General features: G+C 33.9%; 10 protein-coding genes. 4 read left to right on the top strand and 6 right to left on the bottom strand.

The window, feature by feature from the left end:
- Nucleotides 1-48 precede the first annotated feature (48 nt).
- The 6 genes from ASC41_RS08115 to ASC41_RS08090 all read right to left on the bottom strand — a co-directional run bounded on the left by ASC41_RS08115 (nucleotide 49) and on the right by ASC41_RS08090 (nucleotide 15510).
- The gene (locus ASC41_RS08115; protein WP_241489641.1) at nucleotides 49-600 is read right to left on the bottom strand and encodes a PorP/SprF family type IX secretion system membrane protein; all 552 of its coding nucleotides are present in this window, start codon (nucleotides 598-600) and stop codon (nucleotides 49-51) included.
- Nucleotides 601-631: 31 nt separating this feature from the next.
- Entirely contained in the window at nucleotides 632-5962 is a 5331-nt protein-coding gene (locus ASC41_RS08110; RefSeq protein ID WP_055436139.1) for a choice-of-anchor L domain-containing protein, read from the bottom strand.
- Between the two features lie 157 nt (nucleotides 5963-6119).
- Nucleotides 6120-8468, bottom strand: a complete 2349-nt coding sequence (gene pbpC, locus ASC41_RS08105) for a penicillin-binding protein 1C (RefSeq protein WP_055436138.1) — start codon at nucleotides 8466-8468, stop codon at nucleotides 6120-6122.
- An 87-nt stretch (nucleotides 8469-8555) separates the two neighbouring features.
- A complete protein-coding gene (locus tag ASC41_RS08100) occupies nucleotides 8556-8864 on the bottom strand; it encodes an antibiotic biosynthesis monooxygenase family protein (protein WP_055436137.1) in 309 nt (102 codons plus the stop codon).
- A 27-nt stretch (nucleotides 8865-8891) separates the two neighbouring features.
- Nucleotides 8892-9755: an SH3 domain-containing protein gene (locus ASC41_RS08095; RefSeq protein ID WP_055436136.1), complete on the bottom strand. Its 864-nt coding sequence runs from the start codon at nucleotides 9753-9755 to the stop codon at nucleotides 8892-8894.
- Between the two features lie 172 nt (nucleotides 9756-9927).
- Nucleotides 9928-15510, bottom strand: a complete 5583-nt coding sequence (locus tag ASC41_RS08090; protein ID WP_055436135.1) for an Ig-like domain-containing alpha-2-macroglobulin family protein — start codon at nucleotides 15508-15510, stop codon at nucleotides 9928-9930.
- Between the two features lie 395 nt (nucleotides 15511-15905).
- Between ASC41_RS08090 and amaB the strand changes: the two genes are divergently transcribed.
- From amaB to ASC41_RS08070, 4 genes are all read left to right on the top strand, one after another.
- Nucleotides 15906-17456 (top strand): L-piperidine-6-carboxylate dehydrogenase, encoded by a 1551-nt coding sequence (amaB, locus tag ASC41_RS08085; RefSeq protein ID WP_420835922.1) that lies wholly within the window; start codon nucleotides 15906-15908, stop codon nucleotides 17454-17456.
- Between the two features lie 123 nt (nucleotides 17457-17579).
- Nucleotides 17580-18287 (top strand): hypothetical protein, encoded by a 708-nt coding sequence (locus ASC41_RS08080; RefSeq protein WP_055436133.1) that lies wholly within the window; start codon nucleotides 17580-17582, stop codon nucleotides 18285-18287.
- On the top strand, nucleotides 18265-18957 hold the full coding sequence (locus ASC41_RS08075) for a TonB-dependent receptor (RefSeq protein ID WP_152971440.1): 693 nt from the start codon (nucleotides 18265-18267) through the stop codon (nucleotides 18955-18957). Before ASC41_RS08080 ends, ASC41_RS08075 begins: the two co-directional genes overlap by 23 nt.
- A 155-nt stretch (nucleotides 18958-19112) precedes the next feature.
- On the top strand, nucleotides 19113-20045 hold the full coding sequence (locus tag ASC41_RS08070; protein WP_055436131.1) for an OmpA family protein: 933 nt from the start codon (nucleotides 19113-19115) through the stop codon (nucleotides 20043-20045).
- The last annotated feature ends 3 nt before the right edge of the window (nucleotides 20046-20048 follow it).

Here is a 20048-nt window from a genome sequence, read left to right as displayed (position 1 = left end):
AAATCAAACACATAACCTGCAGCTGCAAATAAATGTTCCGTTCAGATCCTATTTTCTACCATCTTTATCTAAATGTGTTCCATTTAAAATGTTAGGCATCGAAGCAGATAGATACCAACGGTTAGGTTGGTATAAGTATAAACCTGCACCTACATTTGCTGTAGTCTCATTAACATCTTGCGAGAAAAATGGATCATCAGCATCTATAGTTTCTACACTTGTTAATCCAATATCATGGAAAGTAGCTCCGGCTTTTAAACCGAAAGCTAATTTTGTAATGTTTCCTACTGGTAATGTATAAGAGAAATCTACATAAGCGTTGGTTTCTCTTACTGGTCCAACTTCATCATTAATTAATGATAAACCTAATCCTACTCTGTTTCCTACTGGAGAATGAATGGCTAATGTTCCGGTACTTGGTGAGCCTTCTAAACCTACCCATTGGCTGCGATATAATGCGCCTATAGATACACTTTCGCTTGATCCTGCATATGCAGGATTAATGACATTCATGTTGTACATGTATTGCGTGTACTGCGGATCTTGCTGCGCTTGTACGCCTATAACTACTAGGAATACTATATATAGTATGTTCTTCATCTGTATTATTATTGGTTTCTAGTTGGTTCGATTATTTGTTTTCTCTATTAATATATACCCAGGCAGCTTTGTTTTTGTTTCCTTGGTAATCCATTACATAGTAATAAGTTCCTACTGGTAACTCATCGCCATCTAAAGATTGACCATGCCACTCGTTTGTATAATTTGTCTTCTCGTAAACCTTAACTCCATTTCTATTAAATATTGTTAAACGTTGAACATCAAAACTACTTAAATCAAATGTATCATTTAATCCATCACCATTTGGCGAAATACCTTGTGGTATAACACATGTTTCTAATTCGTAAACAGTTATATCTTCAGTTGATGTACATCCTGTTGCGTTAAACATAACCTCTATGGTGTAAGTGCCGGCAGTAAGAACATTGTCTATACTTAAGTCTGTTTGACCTGAAACTAATACTCCTTCGTTGTACCATGTAATAGTAACTTCAGATTCTGTATAGTTATCTGCTGTTGCAGTTACTGTAATTGGAGCAGATGCATTTGGACATACTTCATAAACTACAGAAGTATCGAATGACGTTTCTGGACTAGTACCAAAAGTTAAATTAAAACTACCGTTTTTAGCACAGTTAGTAGTGCCATTTCCTATTCTATAATAAATAGTAAGAGCTGAAGATATATAGTCTGTTGGATTCGGAATAGCATTTACTCCATCAATAGCATCTTGTTCTGTTTCATGGTAAGTAACTGTTACGTCTGTTTGTGATCCAATAATAATAGCATCGTTTGTGGTTAAATCGTATTCTGATAACCCATCATCATCATCATCACAACCTAATATGTCTTGAGCTGGATTTGCTATCGGATTAGGGAAAAATTCTACAATAATATTATCAATTACATAGCATGAAGCACTTGAGTTTAAAACTATTTCTACTTGGTAAGTGTTACTTTCTGTAACATCTAATGTTAAACCGCTTTCAGGAACTCCATTTTCGTCTAATACAGGTTCTTGAATTAAAAATTCATCGATAGTGTACCAAGTAATAGTTGCATTGTCTCCTACGGGAACGCCAACATCTAAGGTTACTTCATCTCCTTCACAGTTTGCATTTCCATTAGCTAAAAGAATATCATCTCCTAAATCTACTTCTCCAATTTCAAAACTACCTGCTTTTAAGAATACCGCAGAATCGTATGCTGTATCACCATCATCGGCGATTACTAATTTAATATGGTATATTCTATTTGGTATAACTGTTGACATAGCTGTTAATGGAACAGTTCTACCTATAAAGTTGGTTGGGTTTGTTAATGCTGGTTGTCCACCATTTCCATAATAAGCATCAAACAATTCAGGGTTTGCAGATGGGCAGCTTGCATTATATGCATCATCTCTAATTGTAAATACAGATACAGGTGTTGTTGTACCTGGCACAACAGCAATATTAGTGGTTACACCAGTTACAGTATCTGTAAGTAAGAATGCAAATGCATCTGAGAATCCACATTGAAAAGTTCCATATTCTTCAGCAGCGAAAATAAATTCAAAAGACATATCTTCAATAAAAGGAACGAAATCAAACTCTATAACTGAAGCATTATTTGTAGGTCCTTCATTTATTACGGCTTCTAAATCTGTATCACCAGGCCATGTAGCTGGAAATCCACCGTCACTAAGGTTACCTGTTTCAGGTCCAGGTGCATTTAATGCATTTCCTGTTGTCATTATAATACCGCTTTCAAAAGGGAATCCAGATCCATTAGCTTCAAAATAACCTATTCCAGTATCTGTTCCAAAATCTGATCCAGAAGAAGAGGTTACGTTTGAAATAGTTGAACAAGGAGAGTTTACTAAAATATCTTCCACTAATTCTGTAAGAGTGTATTGAGTAACATCTGTTGTTATCGGTGGAGGTATAGAGTACACGCATAAATCGAAAGTTACATCTTGATAAGGAGTGTCGTTAAAAGTAAAGACTCTAATGTAATATGTGTTTCCTGGTATTAACCCATTTGCAATACTTTCGTCTGCTGTGCTACAATATAAGTTTGTTAGGTTATCGCAATCTGGTCCTTCATATATGCCATGAGATAAAAATGTAGTTGGGCCAGCAATATTACTAAAGCTAATTGCGTGATCTGTTCCTAGTGCTGTAAATGAGAACCAAACATCATCGTCTGCGGTTCCAGTACATGGATTTGTTTGTGCAGATGCTGTAGCTCCAAATAATGTACCACTTACAAAGTTTGTACAGTTTCCATCTGCATTTGCTACAACTTCAGTTGCATTTTCACAGTTGTCATTTGCTGGAGGACATGTTGGGATGTTAAAAGCAGAACTTGTAATTATGCAGTTTACATCTTGATTATTACTAACTGTAAAAATAACATCTGTATTAAAAGGGTAAGGTCCAAATTGAGTTGTTCCTGCAGTAGTAACTGATACAGCTGGATTACCTTGGTTATCTTCTATAGAAACAGAGGTTGCATCTCCTATAGATGTTATGTTAACATCTACTAAAAATTGATCACCATTATCACAGTCGTCTACTACTTGATAAGTTGCTGTTGGGTTTACACATGTTGCACAAGATACAGTAATATCTAGTGGATTAATTGTAGTACTACTTTGACAACTAACAGAACCATCTGATGTTATTTGAAACGAAATAGTATCTCCCGAAGATTGGTATGTAATACCACTTACGTCTCCAGTGTTTCCGTAAGGTGTTAATATGTTTAAGTCTGTAATACCATCTGAGTCAAGAACTATAAGTTCATCCCAGTTGTTTTCTACATTTCCAGAATTAATTGTAAAGTTTAATGCTGAGCCATCTGTGCTTGTAAATGTAAACACATTAGTATCATTAGCATCGTAACAGTAATTAATATTTTGTGGACCAACCGAGCAGTCAACTGTAAAATTAAGCTGTACATCTGTGTTAAAATTGTAAGGTCCAGCCCATACACTTTGAGATCCACCACAGTCTGCTAACACATATACTTCGTAAGCAGCAAGTCCAGATAAGCCTGAAGCCATAAATCCTGGCGTATTAGTTACTGTTCCTGGTCCTGTTGGAGTACCTGTTCCGGCTGGTTGTATTACATATTCCCATTGTGTTTCTCCACTGTTTGCAGTCCACGAGATGTCAGCAGTTGTATCTGTTATGTTGGCTGCAGCAATATTACTTGGTGCAATACAGAAACTACCACAAGTTTCTACTGTAATTTGGTCTAAAGCCATATCGCCTTCCCAATCATTACCTGTAGCACCATAGCTAAATTCTAAATAAATTACCTGTCCTAAATAAGCATCTAAGTTAATTCCTATAGGCACCCACGCTTCAGCATCTGTAGATTGGTAATCTCCAATCCATGTATATTCTGTTGTAAAAGGACCTGTAGCACTTGTTCCTACATTAACATTTAATGTTCCTATGTCTCCACCAAAAGCATGCATAAAGAATGCTAATTCTGCTCCATCTGCTGCTGCAGTTAAATCTATTGCTGGTGATATAGCAGAGGCTATAGTAGATGCGTTTCCAGAAGCTTCATATTCTAAATGTACTCCTGCATTTCCGTCGAAAGAATTCGCAGGTCCTGTTCCTCCTGAGTTTCCACCTGGATTTGTAATTCTCCAATTACCATTTGTTCCACCAAAACCAGTTCCTGTCCAGCCTGCTGGATCTACATTTTGAGTGTCTCCAAAAGTTTCTGTAAATATAGTTGAAGAAGTTCCGGTAGTACAAGTAACACCTGTTGGTGCCGGTGGTGGTGTATTTAATGTTGTAAAGTTTATTGGTCCAGAGTATTGGCTTTGTTCAGTGCCACAATCTGCTAATATATAAAACTCATAAGCTGTACTTGGAGAAAGTGCTGTTTCTAATAATGGGTTTGTTGTAGTAGGAGTTCCTGCTCCTGTAGGGATTCCGGTTCCAGCTGGTTGTATAACATATTCCCATTGAGTTTCTCCATTATTTGATGTCCATGAAAAATCAGCTGTAGTGTCTGTAACATTAGTTACAGCAAGCATTAATGGTTCAGAACAAGCTGGAATAGCTCTAACCTGAAAATTATCTACAGATGCTTCGATGTCTGCAGTATCGTCAACTGTTCCCTCGGATCCTAATAAAGCAAATTGTACGGTTTGTCCTGTGTAAGTTGTTAAGTCATAAACAGGGTGTAGTCCTGCTAATGGGAAAACAGTATTTGTATCCCAAGTTTCTAGCACTGTCCATGTTGCGCCTAAATCTGTTGTAATTAAAAATTGTACTATATCATCTGATCCCAAAGTTCCTGGAGTTGTTGAACTGCCGAAATCCATAACTCCAAAATCAAATTCAACTTGAAAAGGAACACCTGTTAAATCAAACATTGGAGATAAAAGCCAATCACTTTTAATAGATTGCCAAAGGTTGATGCTATAAGCGCCTTGAAAGCCATTATTTAAAAAGCCATCTTGATTCCATCCGCCATTTCCAATGTCTAAAGGACCAGTTGTTGCATCTCCATTATCTGCTTCATCCCAACAACTTGCTGGAATTGTTGCAAAATCTTCAATATAATCTGGAGTAAATGCAGCGCATTCAGTAGTAAAACTTATTGGGCCAACCCATATACTAAAGTCTCCTCCACAATTTGCTCTAATATAAACATCGTAATCTGTTACAGGAGACAATCCAGTAGCTTGGTAAGTAGGGTTGGTTGTTACAGGAGTGCCACTACTTGTTGGGGTTCCTGATCCTGCTGCTTGCACTACAATTTCCCAATCTGTTTCTGTTCCTCCGGCTGTCCAGCTAATATCTGCTGTAGTTGCACCAATAGAATTTGATGTTAAAGCTGTAGGATTAGGACAAGAGGCATTGTAAATAATTACATTGTCTATCATCCAGTACCAAGCCCAAACATTATTGTCATTATATATAAAGCGAACCTGCATTGCTGCATTAGAATAAGCAGTGATATCAATATGTTGTTGGTCTGGTGTGGCAAATGATCCTGCATTTGCTGTTTGAGTTAATATAGCAACCCATGCAGTGCCGTCCCAAACTTCTACTATAGCAGAGTCTGTGCCAATATTATTATAATATTGACTAAAGTCTAAAAATAAAGCAGTAGCTCCAGAGGTGTCAAAAACAGGAGTTGTTAGTGTCTCTAATAAAAGCTCACCATTTCCATTAGCATCACTATCTGCAATAGCTCCATTTGTACCGTCTAAAGAGTTTCCTCCACCTTGCATAGCAGAAATCCATGAATCTCCGGTAGTAGAACCTGCATCATCTATTGTCCAAGTTGCAGGAATGCTTGTATCAAAATTTTCGGTTAGATAAGTCTGAGCATTAATTGATAAACTTAAACAAAGTAAAATCAACAATAAAGTAATTTTTTTCATTTTATGGTTAGTGTTAGATATGTTGTTACAAAATTGAATGTTAAATATATACTAATTTATCTAACTATTTACCTACAGATAGATAAAGTGCAATCTTATTCGACGAAAGGATGGTTTATTTGAGAGAATAAAAATTATTCTAATAAAATTAACATTTTTATTTGCTAATTTCTATGCTTTTAGTGATTTCGTTGCCGAATTCATCAACAACTGTAATGGTGTGTTTTCCTTCGTTGGGAATCACGGGTAAATCGTGGATTCCATTGGTTTCTCCGATAAATTGCGAATTAAGATACCAGAATACTTTTGTCTCTGGTTTTGAGTGTGTTATTTTTAAAATGAGCGCATTTATTTTTCCATCAAAATCCTTCGGTAAAAATATAGTGCTATTGTCTTTAGGATAAATGAATTGCATACTAATTTGTTGGTTTCCAATGCAATCATTTCTGTATGGAGGTAGTGTTTTGTAAAACGGATTTTTAGATTTATAATAATATTCCATTAATGGGGGTAATACAAACCATGAGGTGTTTGTAATACCGCTTAAATCTTCGCAAGATGCATTTACTTGATGTGTTTTTGTAGCGTCTAAATGTACTAATTTATGGTAAGGACATGGTTTTGTTTTGAGCCCGCTTCTTTGAACAAACTTTTTAATATTATTCTCGCAATATTGTCCTGCTCTAAAACCGCTTTCTTTGCATATGTTTATTTCTTGCATTTCGTCAAAAGGTTTGTTAAACCAATCGCTATTTGGTAATAAATCGAAAACATCAAATAGGATAGGAGCAGCAGCTTGCACACCAACTAAACCAGGCCTTCCTTCTCCATCTGCATTACCCACCCAAACACCAACAACGTAATCCTTTGTTGTTCCAATGGCCCAAGCGTCTCGAAAACCAAAACTTGTGCCTGTTTTCCATGCTATTTGTTTAGAGTCGTCGAAAAACTCCCAATTTTCGCTACCTTCTGGTCTGTTTACTTCTTTTAAACTTTCGTAGGTTAAATAAATTGAAGCCGCATCAAACAGTGTTTTTTCTGTTGATTTTTCTCCGAAGTTAATAGTTTCCGAAGCATAGAATGTAGGCTCGCAAAATTCATTAGAAAAATACTCGCTTGAAGAGTCGTTGAAGTGATTCAATGTTGAGGAGAAACTCGCATAGCTTTTACATAAATCCCATAAATTACTTTCTGCTCCACCAAGTATTAATGACAAACCATAATGATTGGCGTTGTATTTTACGTCTCTAAGCTTTAAGTCTTTTAAATAATGATGGAATCTGTCGAGGCCAAAATCTCTAAGCATTCTTACGGCAGGTATATTTAGAGAACGTGACAAAGCACGACTTGCTGGTACTGCGCCATCAAATTCTTTATTATAATTTTCTGGAACATAGTTTCCAAACTGTGTTGGTACATCTGCTACTAGTGTATTTGGTAATAAATCTCCCGCATCTAACATTGCTGCGTATAGAAATGGTTTTAAAATACTGCCAGTACTACGTGGTTTGTCTATAATATCAACGTCTTTTTGGTTTTTACTAGTTGTAGGTGCATTACCAATATAGGTGAGTACTTTTCGTGTTTTTACATCTAAAACTAAAACAGATATGTTATGAATTTCATTTTGTTTCAGTAAATTATAATGGTTGTAAACTACGTTGTTTGCTTGTCGTTGAAGCTTGTAATTTATTGTTGTTTGTGTGCGCTCACCATAATTGGACTTTGCTATTTTTTGAAGTAAATGAGGTGTGATTTGTGGTAAAGGATATGGTTTTTGAGGTAAACCTTCTGCTATTGATAAGTTGTAAGTTAATGAATCTATAATTCCTTTTTCAAGTAATTTTTCAAGTAATCTATTGCGTTTTTTTAATAATCGTTTTTGATTTTTACCAGGATAAATTAAGCTTGGAGCATTAGGTAAAACGGCTAGAGTTGCACTTTCTGCCCAAGATAAGTCGTGAGCATTTCTATTAAAATAACGCCAAGAAGCGGCATCAATGCCAACAACGTTGCCGCCAAAAGGTGCATAGCTAGCATAGTAAGCTAATATTTTATCTTTGCTTTCTCTTAATTCTAGGCGTGTTGCTAAAATTATTTCTTTAATTTTTTCAAAATAAGTCCTAGATTGTCCTTTTCGTGATAAACGTATAACTTGTTGTGTAAGTGTACTTCCTCCACGTTTTACTTCGCCAGAATTAATATTTTGCTTTAGGGCTTTAAATATTGAGATAGGATTGAATCCTGGATGCTTGTAGAAATATTCGTCTTCAAAATTTATAATACAAATTTCAAATTTTGATGGAACATTATTGTTTTCCGGAAAGCGCCATTGCCCATCTTTAGCAATTTGTGCACCTAATAAAGTATTATTAGCACTTGTGATTACTGTTGCCGTTGGGTCTTTAAAGAGTTCTCTAGGTAAACAAAAATAATAGGCAAGTAAAAGTGAAGCGATAATTATCGACTTTATTTTATTACGTTTTATGTAGGCTATTATTTTCATTTTAAGATTTAGAAGAATTGAGAATTTGTTTTGTTTGCTTCTCGACACAATTTTCTTATACTTCGAAAATTACTCGAAGTGACAAATCTATTTATTAAACTCATACTCATTTTCTACTTTACAAATGCGTACGTTATACCATTTGTACCAATCTTTTATGCCTTTTTGCTGTGCTAAAGCATGATCACTTTGTTGTTTCCAATTTTGTATTGCTTCTAAACTTTCCCAATAACTAACAGTGATTCCTACTTCGTTTTTAGCAGAATCGATGCTTATAAAACCGTTTTGTTTTTTAGCCAAAGTTTCCATTAAATCTGCCATGTCGTTGTAACCGTTGTCGCCTTCGGTTCTGGTAGAAGTAAAAATCACTGCGTAGTATGGTTTAAAGTTTTTCATAATTTATTTTCTATGAAATAATTGTGCCTATTTTTCGTGCTTTGGTACTGTAAAAGTCACTGTTTTTTCTGTAACATTATCTTCAAAATCGGTTAAGATAAACTTTAAGAACACTTGATTTGTAGACACGCTAATAGGGAACTGAGAAGTATTACTTATGTTTTTTATACTTTCCATCCAATTTTCTCCACATTTTTCTGCAACAATAGTTTTTAAATCTTCAATAGCAAAAGGAACAAATTGTTTTGCATCTGCATCAGTATAAGTTAGTGTTTCAAATCTAGTTTTGTTTATTTTTTTTATGGGTTTCCATTCAGATTGGTATTGCTTCCATTCACTTAAATCACAAAGAGAAGTTTCGTCTAAAATATTTAATGTGTTTTGGTAGCGCTGTAAAATTTTTACACTCTTGTAATTATTGTTTTTAATTTCAATAGTTTTTTTTCCAGACGTGTTTTTTACATGAATTCCAATATTTAGATTGTCTTTAGTTGTTAAATCTAAAAGATCATCATCATTATAAATGGCAAGATTTTTAATATGAATATCGGCTTCGGTAAGTTTGATATTTACAATTTTGGCCATTTTATTTTCAGATAAAAAACCATTAAAAACATAGCCTTTTAAATCCTGGTAGCCATTCATTTTAATTTTCACCCATTCGCCTTCAACTTTTTTGCCTTGATCTAGAATAACTAGTTTTTTGTCTGTTCTTTCAATAACCTCAACAGCTTCGTTGTACATTAGTCTTCCTAATTTTGAAGCACCAATATCTGGTAATTCTCTAATCGTTAAACCGCTGTCTGCAGTAACATAAGCGTAATCTTGACTGTAACTAAATGTTACAAATAATAATAAAATTGCTGTGATAAAATGTTTTGTCGTTTTCATAATGTTTGTGTTTTAAATTAATATGACAGTTAAACATTTTAGTTGGTATGGTATCACTTGAAACAGTTTCTAAAAGCGTCCTTTTAAGTTTTCGTTTTAATTGACATTGGTTTTTTTATTTGCTTTAAGATTACTGCTTTGCCAAATTTATTTTAACAAAGCAGTAATTAGATTATTTCTCTACAGTTACCCATTTTCCTTCTGTACGTACTAAAAATTCGTTATCGTACATGGCTTCTGCTTGAACGCCTGTTAAATAATAGGTTCCTAAATACGATGCGTTAAGCATAACGTTAAAAGTATTGGTTCCATATTGTCCTTTTTTATTTAAATCGAAATAAAAATTAACACGATCATCTCGAATGTCTGTAAAACGTGCATCGCTTCCTTTGGCAGCATTTCCAAAGGCTGTAAATCGGGTGTTTACAATTTCCCATCCCGATGGAAAAATTTGTGTTAATGCAACATCTGTTACGCGTTCATTTTTAAGATTTGAAACCGTTACGGTTGCAATAAAATCCTGACCTTGTTTAAGGTTGTCTATTTCTATGGCATTTCCTTTTAAGTCTTTGTAAACAACACTTGTGCTTAAACCTCTTTGTTCTACTAATTCTTGTCCTAAAGGTAATTTTCCAGAGTTTAAAACACGAACATAAACAATATTGTCTTGCTTATTTTTAAAGCTTAATTTGTTATTGCCATTGGTTACTTTAAGCTCTCTTTGTGCAATAGCACTTTTTGTCTTTATGCTTTCAGTTTTACCATTAATTGTATATTCTAAGTCTAAAGATTTTCCGCCATTGGCTTTAACCATTTTTGCCATAGCAAGCAAACTATACGCTGTTGTTTGTGTACTCATCCAGCGGTTGCTAGATAGATCTTTTGCTAAGGTTTTAGATAATTCCTGCATTCTAGAATCTTTAGTTAATACCATAGTTTCTAATGCCATTGCACGGTTTCTATCTATAGATCCGTAAGTGTAATAGTTATATCTAGGTGCTACAAATTCTATATTTGCTGTTTTAGAAATTGCTTTACTAGCTTCTGTTTGCCCGGCTAATGCATAGGCCGCTGCTAGTCTCCATTTCGCTTCGTTAGAAATCTCACTAAATTCTTTAAGTCTGTTCATTGCTCCTAAATCTGGACTTCCTGCTAAAGCTAAAGTGTATAATCTATAGGCTTGTGCTAAATCGCTATTGTAAGTTTTGTAGCTTGGTCTCCAGCTTCTAGCTGCTTTTTTTTGGTATTTTATCCAATTACTTTTGAAGGTGAGCGGAAGTACGAATCCTAGCTTTTCGGCTTCAATCATAAAGTGACCAGAATAACTCGTTCCCCAATCATTAGCATTGTTTTCTCCCATCCAGTAACTCATACCTCCATTTGGTCTTTGGAAATTTCCTAAACGTTTAATTCCGTTTTCGATATTAGATTGAATTTCTTGTTTTTTCTTGAACGGAATATCAAAAATCTCATTTAAATATAACTGCGGAAACACTCCTGACGTCGTTTGTTCTACACAACCATGAGGATATTGTACTAAATATTGTAATCTTCTAGAGAAATCCATAGGAGGCATAGTTGAAAACTCAACCGTTGCACTATTTGAATTAACTACTCCAAACGTATCGAAATCTAAGCTTACTGAAGCAGATTTCTCTAAAGTTTGATCGAGCGCTTTAGAACTTATTGGGTTTACATTCTCTACATCTAATTCTACTTTGTAAGTCGATTTTTCACCATTTCCGGTAGCAATAACTTCTACTGTGTTTATGCCATTTGCTTGACTTACATCTAGCTCGAAATAAGCCATTTGCTCGTCTGGTTTAGCAAACGATAATTTTTTAGATTGCTCACCAATTATTTTAATACCATTACTTAATTTAAGTTTAATATCAACATTTTTAATGTTAGGTTCCATTGCAAAAACGGTAACAGGAAGCGTTACTTTTTCACCAGGACTTAATTTTCTTGGTAAAGTTGCTAAAACCATTAATGACTTTTTTACTTCTACAGATTTGTCTGTGCTTCCATAAGCTTCAGTTTTGGTATTTCCTGCAACTACCATTGTTCTTACGGCTCCAATATAATTTGGCATTTTAATGGTATGCGTTTTTCTTCCGCCAGCTTCCATTTTAAAAGGACCTAATACTTTTACAACAGGCTTGAAGCGGTTTGCTTTTTTGTTTTTACCTCCATCAGCACTTCCATCTCCACCAATAGCGAATATTTGATCTATACTTCCGCTATAAGCGCCAATAACATCATCATAAATATCCCAAGTTTTTACACCTAAAGCTTCTCTAGCATAGAATGCAGACCACGCATTTGGTGTTTTAAATCGAGTTAAATCTAGTAAGCCTTCTTCTACCATTGCAATAGTATAAGTCATGGCTTTGTTGTTTTTTTCTGAAACAATAACCGTAAACTCTTCTTCGGGACGTAAAACGCTAGGCATTCTAATTTCTGGTTCTAGTTTAGTGTTTGGATCTTCAACTAGAATTGGGATGACACCATATAAACGTAATGGTAAATCGTTAGCAGTTTGTGCGTGTGGTTGTAATAATGAAATGTTTACAAACACATTTGGTGCCATTGCTTTAGTAATAGGAATATTTACAACAGTTTCTCCTGCTTTTGTTTTTACCCATTTGTACTCAATAACTTCTGTGCCGTTTTCTATAGAAATTAATGCACGACCTTCTGTTCCTGATGGGAATGTTATTTTTGCTGTTTCACCAACATTGTAATTTTCTTTATCTGCTGAAAAAACTAACATTTTAGCAGCTTCTTTATCTCCGCTTGGTTGTTTTTTCCACCAATTTTTGTAGAAATAAGCTGTACGACCGGTTGCGTGACCACTTTTAGGATCGTAAACACGAATTAAATAACGTCCGCCTTCTTCTTCGGGAACATTAATAGTTAAGCTTGCTTTTCCTTTTGCATCTGTATTGATTTTGCTACTGATAAAAGGTTTGTGGAACGAGCTCGATGTGTATTTTGATAAATTGTCGTAAGATGAGTTCCACCACCAACGCCATTCTACTTTATAAACTTTTACTTCTAATCCGTTTCTTTTTATAGGATTTCCTTGATCGTCTACTACAACAATGTCAAAGGTTTGGTTTTCATCGGTATAAAAAGAACCGTAAGCACGACCTTTAGGCGAACGCAGTCCTACAAAAGATTTATAAGGCGCATATTGTTTTGTAAAAGCATCCATAGAGAAATCCCCACCATTCTCGAAAGCGCGTACTAGAAACTGTACGTTAAGCATTCCTGGCGCATTTTGTCCTACGCTTAGTTTGTTCTTTATTTCGGTAAAACCGTCTTCATCTACATTGCCTTCAAAAACATTTAATTCTTCTTGAGAAAAAGAACGCGAAGGATCTCTAAATACATACTCTTTGTAGTTTTTAAAAGGAGAATATGCGTTGCTAAATTTTGCTTTAATTTCGGTTTTAACATTTTTAGCAGGTGCTCCATGTAGCCAGTTTACGTTAAGTGTTCCGTTTAATGCTTCGCTACCAGAGAGTATTTCATCTTTAAAATCTACTTTAATTTTTAATCGGTTTGGTTTTACTGTTTCAACTTTTAAACCTTTGTAAAAAGTAGCACCACCAACACTTACTTTAGCATTCCAATTACCTGTTTTGTTATCGGTAGAAGTTGGTACTGTAAAGGTGTAAAAATCGTTAACACTTTCGCTAGTTATTTTCTTGTAAGCTAATTTGCCATTAGGATCTGTAACTTCCATTTTTACAGGATGACCTTTAGGTAATTTGTTACCATTATCGTCTAGTATAAATGTAAGGTGAAGTGAGTCTCCAGGTCTCCAAACACCACGTTCGCCATAAATATAGCCTTTTAGACCACGTTGTAAATGGTTTCCAGAAACATCGAACTTACTAAGGGATAAAGCTTGTCCGTCCCTTAGTTTAATATATGTTTTATTATTGCCTTTGCTTACAATAACAAATGAAGCATGGCTATTAGTTTCTGTTTTTGCTAAACCTTCTTGGTCTGTTGTTGTACTAGAAATCTCTTGTTGTTGGTAGTTGTATAATGTTATTTTGGCACCAGCTTCAATATTGGTATTTAATATGTTTGTTACCGCAAAGTAGTAATTGTTATTTGCGCCTTTTTTTACAATAACACCTAAGTTTGATGCTAGTAAATTTTGAGACACTTCGCGATCTTCATTATAATAGGCATCGTGACATGGGTTGTCGTATTCTCTCCAGTTGTAGTTTCTACTTCTGTACCTGTAAGTTATATTATCCCAGTATTCTTCTTCACGAAGGTTGTCGTCTTCAGTTGTGCTTTCATTATAATCTCCGTAGTAATCTTCTTCGTAATACTCGTCTTCGTAGTAATCGTCATTATCTTCAGAATTTGTTATGTTTTGGTTTACAGAGCAATCATAAAAAGAATATTCCTTTTTAAAAGTTAACTCAATTCTGTAAAGCGCACCCGGATCTGCATTAAATATTTTAGAAAGATCTGCACTGTAAGTTTTCCATTTGCCAGTGTTTTCTACGCCATCATTTATTAGGGTAATCGTTTGTTTTGCTATTCTTCTACCAACTTGTTTTATGCTGTTGTTATTACCGCCTTGTAACTCGTTGTCTTGTAAAAACTGGAGCACATTGTCTTCGTATATTTTAATAACCCTTAAGTCTACTTTTTTAAGGTTTACGGCTTCAAAATTAAATTTTAATTCTTGTGAGTTTGGTAGTATTACACCGCTATTTACTAATCTTACTTGAGGTTTAACTTCTTCGAAAGAAATGGTTTCAGAAAAAGGTTTTTTCAATTTATAACCTTCCGTGTTTTTTATGCCTTGAAAAATATCTACTTGAACATTTCCTGTTATTTTAGAATCTGGATAGGCTTTTAAAACATTTCCGTCTACAATGTATTTTGGGTTTTTTGTATTCTGAATAGTTACTAAGCCATCAAAATTTTGCTGCTTTTTAATAGGATCGGAAAAGTTGATAGATAGATACTGTTCTGGATTTTGTACAACATCTATTTTGGTAATTGTAAAGTTGTTTTTACCAGGTATAATAACTGTATTTTCACCAGAATTATCTGCGTCTATTGCTTTTCCATTCCATTTTACTAAAATCTCACTATCCTCAATCTTACGACTTATGCTATCAATTTTAAATTCGAAAGCTCTTGCAGGTACGCGCTCTTCGTTCCATTCTATATTTAATTTTTTCCCTCCTTGTGATGCTTCAATTAATTCCTTTGCTTGTTCTGTGGTAATATTATCTGCAGATTTTACAACGCCTAATAAATATTGCCATTCCTTGTCGTAAGATTGTAAATTGTTTGTGCTTACATTAAAGTTAGGTGCTATGGTTTTAAATTGAAAAGTATATTCTGAAAAACCAGAAGGCATATCGTTGTAAATCTTATCTAATTTTACGGTTACCGAATATTCTGTATCTGGTTTTAAATTTTCGTTAGGTGTAAAAGTTAAAGCGTGTTTATTGGCTACTTTTAAATTTCCAGAAACATTAGGAGAAATAGAGATTATGCTTGCGTCAATTTCGTTTCCAATCTCCCACGCTTTAACTTCCTTAGCTAAGCTGATTTGAACACTACTTGTTTTAGAAACTAAACCAGAAGTTGTATAGCTTATATAGTCTTTAAATTTAAAAAGGTTGTCGGTTTCGGTTGCTTTCTTTTTACAGGATAGTGCCATGGAGATACAGAGTATCAGGGTGAAAATTGATTTTAGTTGCATAGGAGTTGGATTTTGAAGTTAATTGCGATGAAAGAAAACAGGTAAGAGTATTCTTGTTAATGTAATTACGCTTAAATGTTTTGTTTTGGTCTTTGGGTATTTGTTATGATTTTGTTAAAATTTTATTCCTTAGAATTAATAATATCATGTATTAGTTCTCTGTACTTCAAAGATAAAAAAACAAAAAGTGAAAAGATAGACCTTATTCAGTTAAAGTAGGATCCCTGAAAATTGGGGGTTTACTGTTGTCTCTTTTTGCTTTAATATGATAAAATAGACTTGTGATTTTAGATAATTAATTGTGCGTTTTTTAAAATTGCAATAATTTATAAATCGCAGATTTATTAGTATATTTACATGAAAATTTAATAATTCATAAAAACATAAGATATATAATGGCAATTTCAGCTGATTTCGGAATAAAAGAAGCACTAAAACAATTGGGTGTTAAAGAAGTAAACGACGGAACATCTACAGGTTTAAATAACTTTGGAAGTGGAGAAACAATTTCTTCATATTCTCCAACAGATGGATCTTTAATTGGAAAAGTTACAACAACTACAAAAGCAGACTACGAGAAAGTAATGGAATCAGCAACAGCTGCATTTACATCTTTTAGAGCAATGCCTGCACCTCAAAGAGGTGAGATTGTGCGTCAGTTTGGTAATAAATTAAGAGAATTAAAAGAACCTTTAGGAAAGTTAGTTTCTTACGAAATGGGGAAATCTTTGCAAGAAGGTTATGGAGAGGTTCAAGAAATGATTGACATCTGTGATTTCGCAGTAGGTTTATCAAGACAATTAAATGGGCAAACAATCCCATCTGAACGTCCAGGGCACGTTATGCGTGAGCAATGGCATTCTATAGGTGTTGTTGGTATTATTTCTGCATTTAACTTCCCAGTTGCAGTTTGGGCTTGGAATACAGCTTTGGCTTGGGTTTGTGGTGATGTTTGTGTTTGGAAAGGATCTGAAAAAGCTCCTTTATGTTCAATTGCTTGTCAGAATATAATTGCTACAGTATTAAAAGAAAATAATTTACCAGAAGGTATTTCTTGTATTATTAATGGAGACTACAAAGTAGGCGAAATGATGACTACAGATCATAGAATTCCGTTAATATCTGCGACAGGTTCTACTAGAATGGGACGTATTGTTGGTGCAACAGTTGCTGAACGTTTTGGAAAATCTTTATTAGAGTTAGGTGGAAATAATGCAATTATTATTACGCCAACTGCAGATTTAAAAGTAGTTGTTCCTGGTGCTGTATTTGGTGCTGTTGGAACTTGTGGACAACGTTGTACATCTACAAGAAGATTAATTATTCACGAATCGGTTTACGATAAAGTAAGAGATGCTATTGTTGGTGCTTATGGGCAATTAACAATTGGTAATCCTTTAGATGAAAAAAATCATATTGGACCATTAATAGATAAAGACTCTGTAAACACTTATTTAGCAGCTATTGAAAAAGCCAAAGCTGAAGGTGGAAATGTATTAGTAGAAGGTGGTGTTTTAGAAGGTGAAGGATATGAATCTGGATGCTACGTAAAACCAGCTATTATTGAAGCTAAAAATGATTTCGAAATTGTACAGTCTGAAACTTTTGCTCCTGTTTTATATTTAATAAAATACTCTGGAGACGTTGAAAATGCTATTGGTGTTCAAAACGGTGTTGCTCAAGGCTTATCTTCTGCAATTATGACTAACGAATTAAAAGAGGCTGAAAAGTTCTTATCATTCGCAGGATCAGATTGTGGTATTGCAAATGTAAATATTGGAACATCGGGTGCCGAAATTGGTGGTGCTTTTGGTGGAGAAAAAGAAACTGGTGGTGGACGTGAGTCTGGATCAGATGCTTGGAAAGTTTATATGAGAAGACAAACAAATACTGTAAATTATTCAGATGAATTGCCTTTAGCACAAGGTATTAAGTTTGACCTATAATATTTAAGTATTAAGTTATATTGTTAAGCCACATCGAAAGATGTGGTTTTTTTTATGTTTAGACGCAACCTTTTTAGTTTTCTTGCATCTATAAAAAAGTAGTACTAACCAAACGAAACACACATGTATAAAAAAACCACGCTTATACTATTAGTAATATTTTTTGTTTTTAGTTGCGAAGTGCAATTCGATAGAAATATTAGAATTGAGACTACTGGTAAAACGGTAGATGAGAATAGTATTGCTATTCCAAATTTATTTGTCGGTGTTTTTACTGAAGCAGCAAGGTTTATAGGTTTTTATCCTACTTTAAATGGAGATAGAGAGTATCTTTTAGGGAGTAGTAATAGTGATGAGAATGGAGATTTCTCTGTAACGTCTTTGTTTGATAGTGATCAAGATTTTTTCATTTTTGTAGATGGAGGAGATTCGCGTACAAATTATATTTATTCTTCAGATACTTTTGATTTTGAGCCTCAAAATTTTATTTTCAACCTTGATGAGGTTAGTTTAAAAAAGAAAGCAAATATCAATTTAAATATTACAAGAACAAGTGCTCTTGGAACAGCTCTTGACTTTTATATAAGTTACCAAAGCCCATTATGTGAAGAGGTTTTTGTAAACGGTGTTTTAGATGAAGCTCTTAGTAATTGTAATAGAGTGGAATCTGTATTTAGAACTCTAAATGATGATAGTCCTAACTATGAAAAAACTTCAAACTCTTTTATAACGGGAACAATTGAGTTTGGTTATAGTATTAATGGTGGTGCAGAAACAATAGAAACTTTTATAATTAATCAAGAAAATTATGACATCAACTTCAGTTATTAAGTTTGTATCCGTTTTATTGTTTTCTATGTTTACACTGTCAATATGGTGTCAAGAGGTAGAACCTAAATATAATAATGATGGTGTAGGTCATTCTACGCTCGATTATGGTGTTAAGGGATCTTTTGGTATTGCTTATAATGTTGTTAATCCATCTGGTGATAAGTATTTTGGTTTGGCTTATAAAGGAAAAGGAGGCTATGCCTTAAAATTTAAACTGTTTGTTTATGATGGTTTCTTTTTAGGAGGCTCCTCGGGATTTTCTTACTTCGAAAATACCAATATTGAAATAACAGGTAATTACGATAAAACACGTGTTGGTAGTCATTATTTATTTTTAGGATATGAATACCGTCCTGTAGAAAAACTAGCGTTTAATGTTAATGCGAGCCTTTTTGGAGAAGCTAGGCATAAAAATGAATATAACGCTGGTAATGAGTCGTACCAGATAGATAAGGCAAAAATAAGAGCTTTTGAAGTTAGTCTAGATTACTTTGTTGCTCCAAATTTCTCTATTAACGTTTATTATACTTATCGAAACGATAAAACTAAAATTAAAACGTCTTCAGATTTGCAATCACGTTTCGATCGCGCTCAATTTTCTATTATTGGTTTGGGTGTAAATTTTCAATTTGGAAAAGAAGCTATTATCTCTAGTTTTAAAAATAAATAACTACAACTTCTATTTTAAATATATTTGTTGTTTTATCTTAAATAATATTGATTTAATCGATTTTTAACACCTTGATTTTTAATTTATTAAAAAAACCGTTAAAATTTAATGGTTTTTTAATAACTTGAGGGTTACTAACTTAAATCAAAATTATAATGAGTAAAAAAACCAGTTATCTTCTTGGTCTTTTGTTAACCATTATTCTTGGTACTATTCTGTGTTATTTCTTTTGTTGCAAGCCGTGTTTGGAAGCTTCAAATAAAGAGGCGGAAATCGAGAATAGTGTTACAGAGCCAGAAGTAAAAGCCGCAACAAAAAATGCTTTTTCAGTAATAGATTCGAAAAGTAGTTTAAAATTTGATGCTAACGAGAACTTTAATTTTAAAGGTTCTGCTTTTTCTATTTTAGAACCAGTGTCTGAAGGTTTAAAAGCGCAATTAGAAAGGATATCAATCTACTTAAAGGATAATCCTACTAAAAGCATTGATATTACAGGACATTATACTAGTGATGAAAATAATACATCAGCATTTCCTAATCTTGGATTAGCGAGAGCAAATGCTGTTAAAAATTATTTTGTAGCTCATGGTGTGTCTTCTAAAGTAATAAGCACATATGGTAAGCTAGATGCTAGTTTGGTGCCAGATACTTCAAATACTTATTTTGGTCCTTTATCCTATACTATTAAAACTAGAGATGCTAATGATACTAGTCAAGTTGATGAATTAAAAGAGCTTCATGATGCTATAGTTGCTAATCCTTTAGTATTGTATTTTGATACCGCTTCGGCATCAATAAATCTTAATACAGAGCAGCGTGAAAAAGTATCTAAAATGGTAAGATATATAGATAAGGCAGATAATGCTTCTATAAAAACAATAGGTCATACGGATAATACTGGAAATCGAGATAATAACGTGAGATTAGGTTTAGATAGGGCAGAATTTGCTAAAAGTTATTTAGTAAGAAACGGAATCTCTTCTAGTAATATTAATTCTTCTTCTAAAGGACCAGACGATCCAATTGCAGATAATAGTACAGACGAAGGTCAGGCAAAAAATAGAAGAGTAGTAGTAACATTAAACTAACAA

This window comes from Lacinutrix algicola (genome assembly GCF_001418085.1).
In the GTDB taxonomy this organism is placed as follows: domain Bacteria; phylum Bacteroidota; class Bacteroidia; order Flavobacteriales; family Flavobacteriaceae; genus Lacinutrix; species Lacinutrix algicola.
The sequence above is the reverse complement of the archived record's forward strand: the minus strand, read 5'-3'. Positions and strand labels throughout refer to the sequence as shown.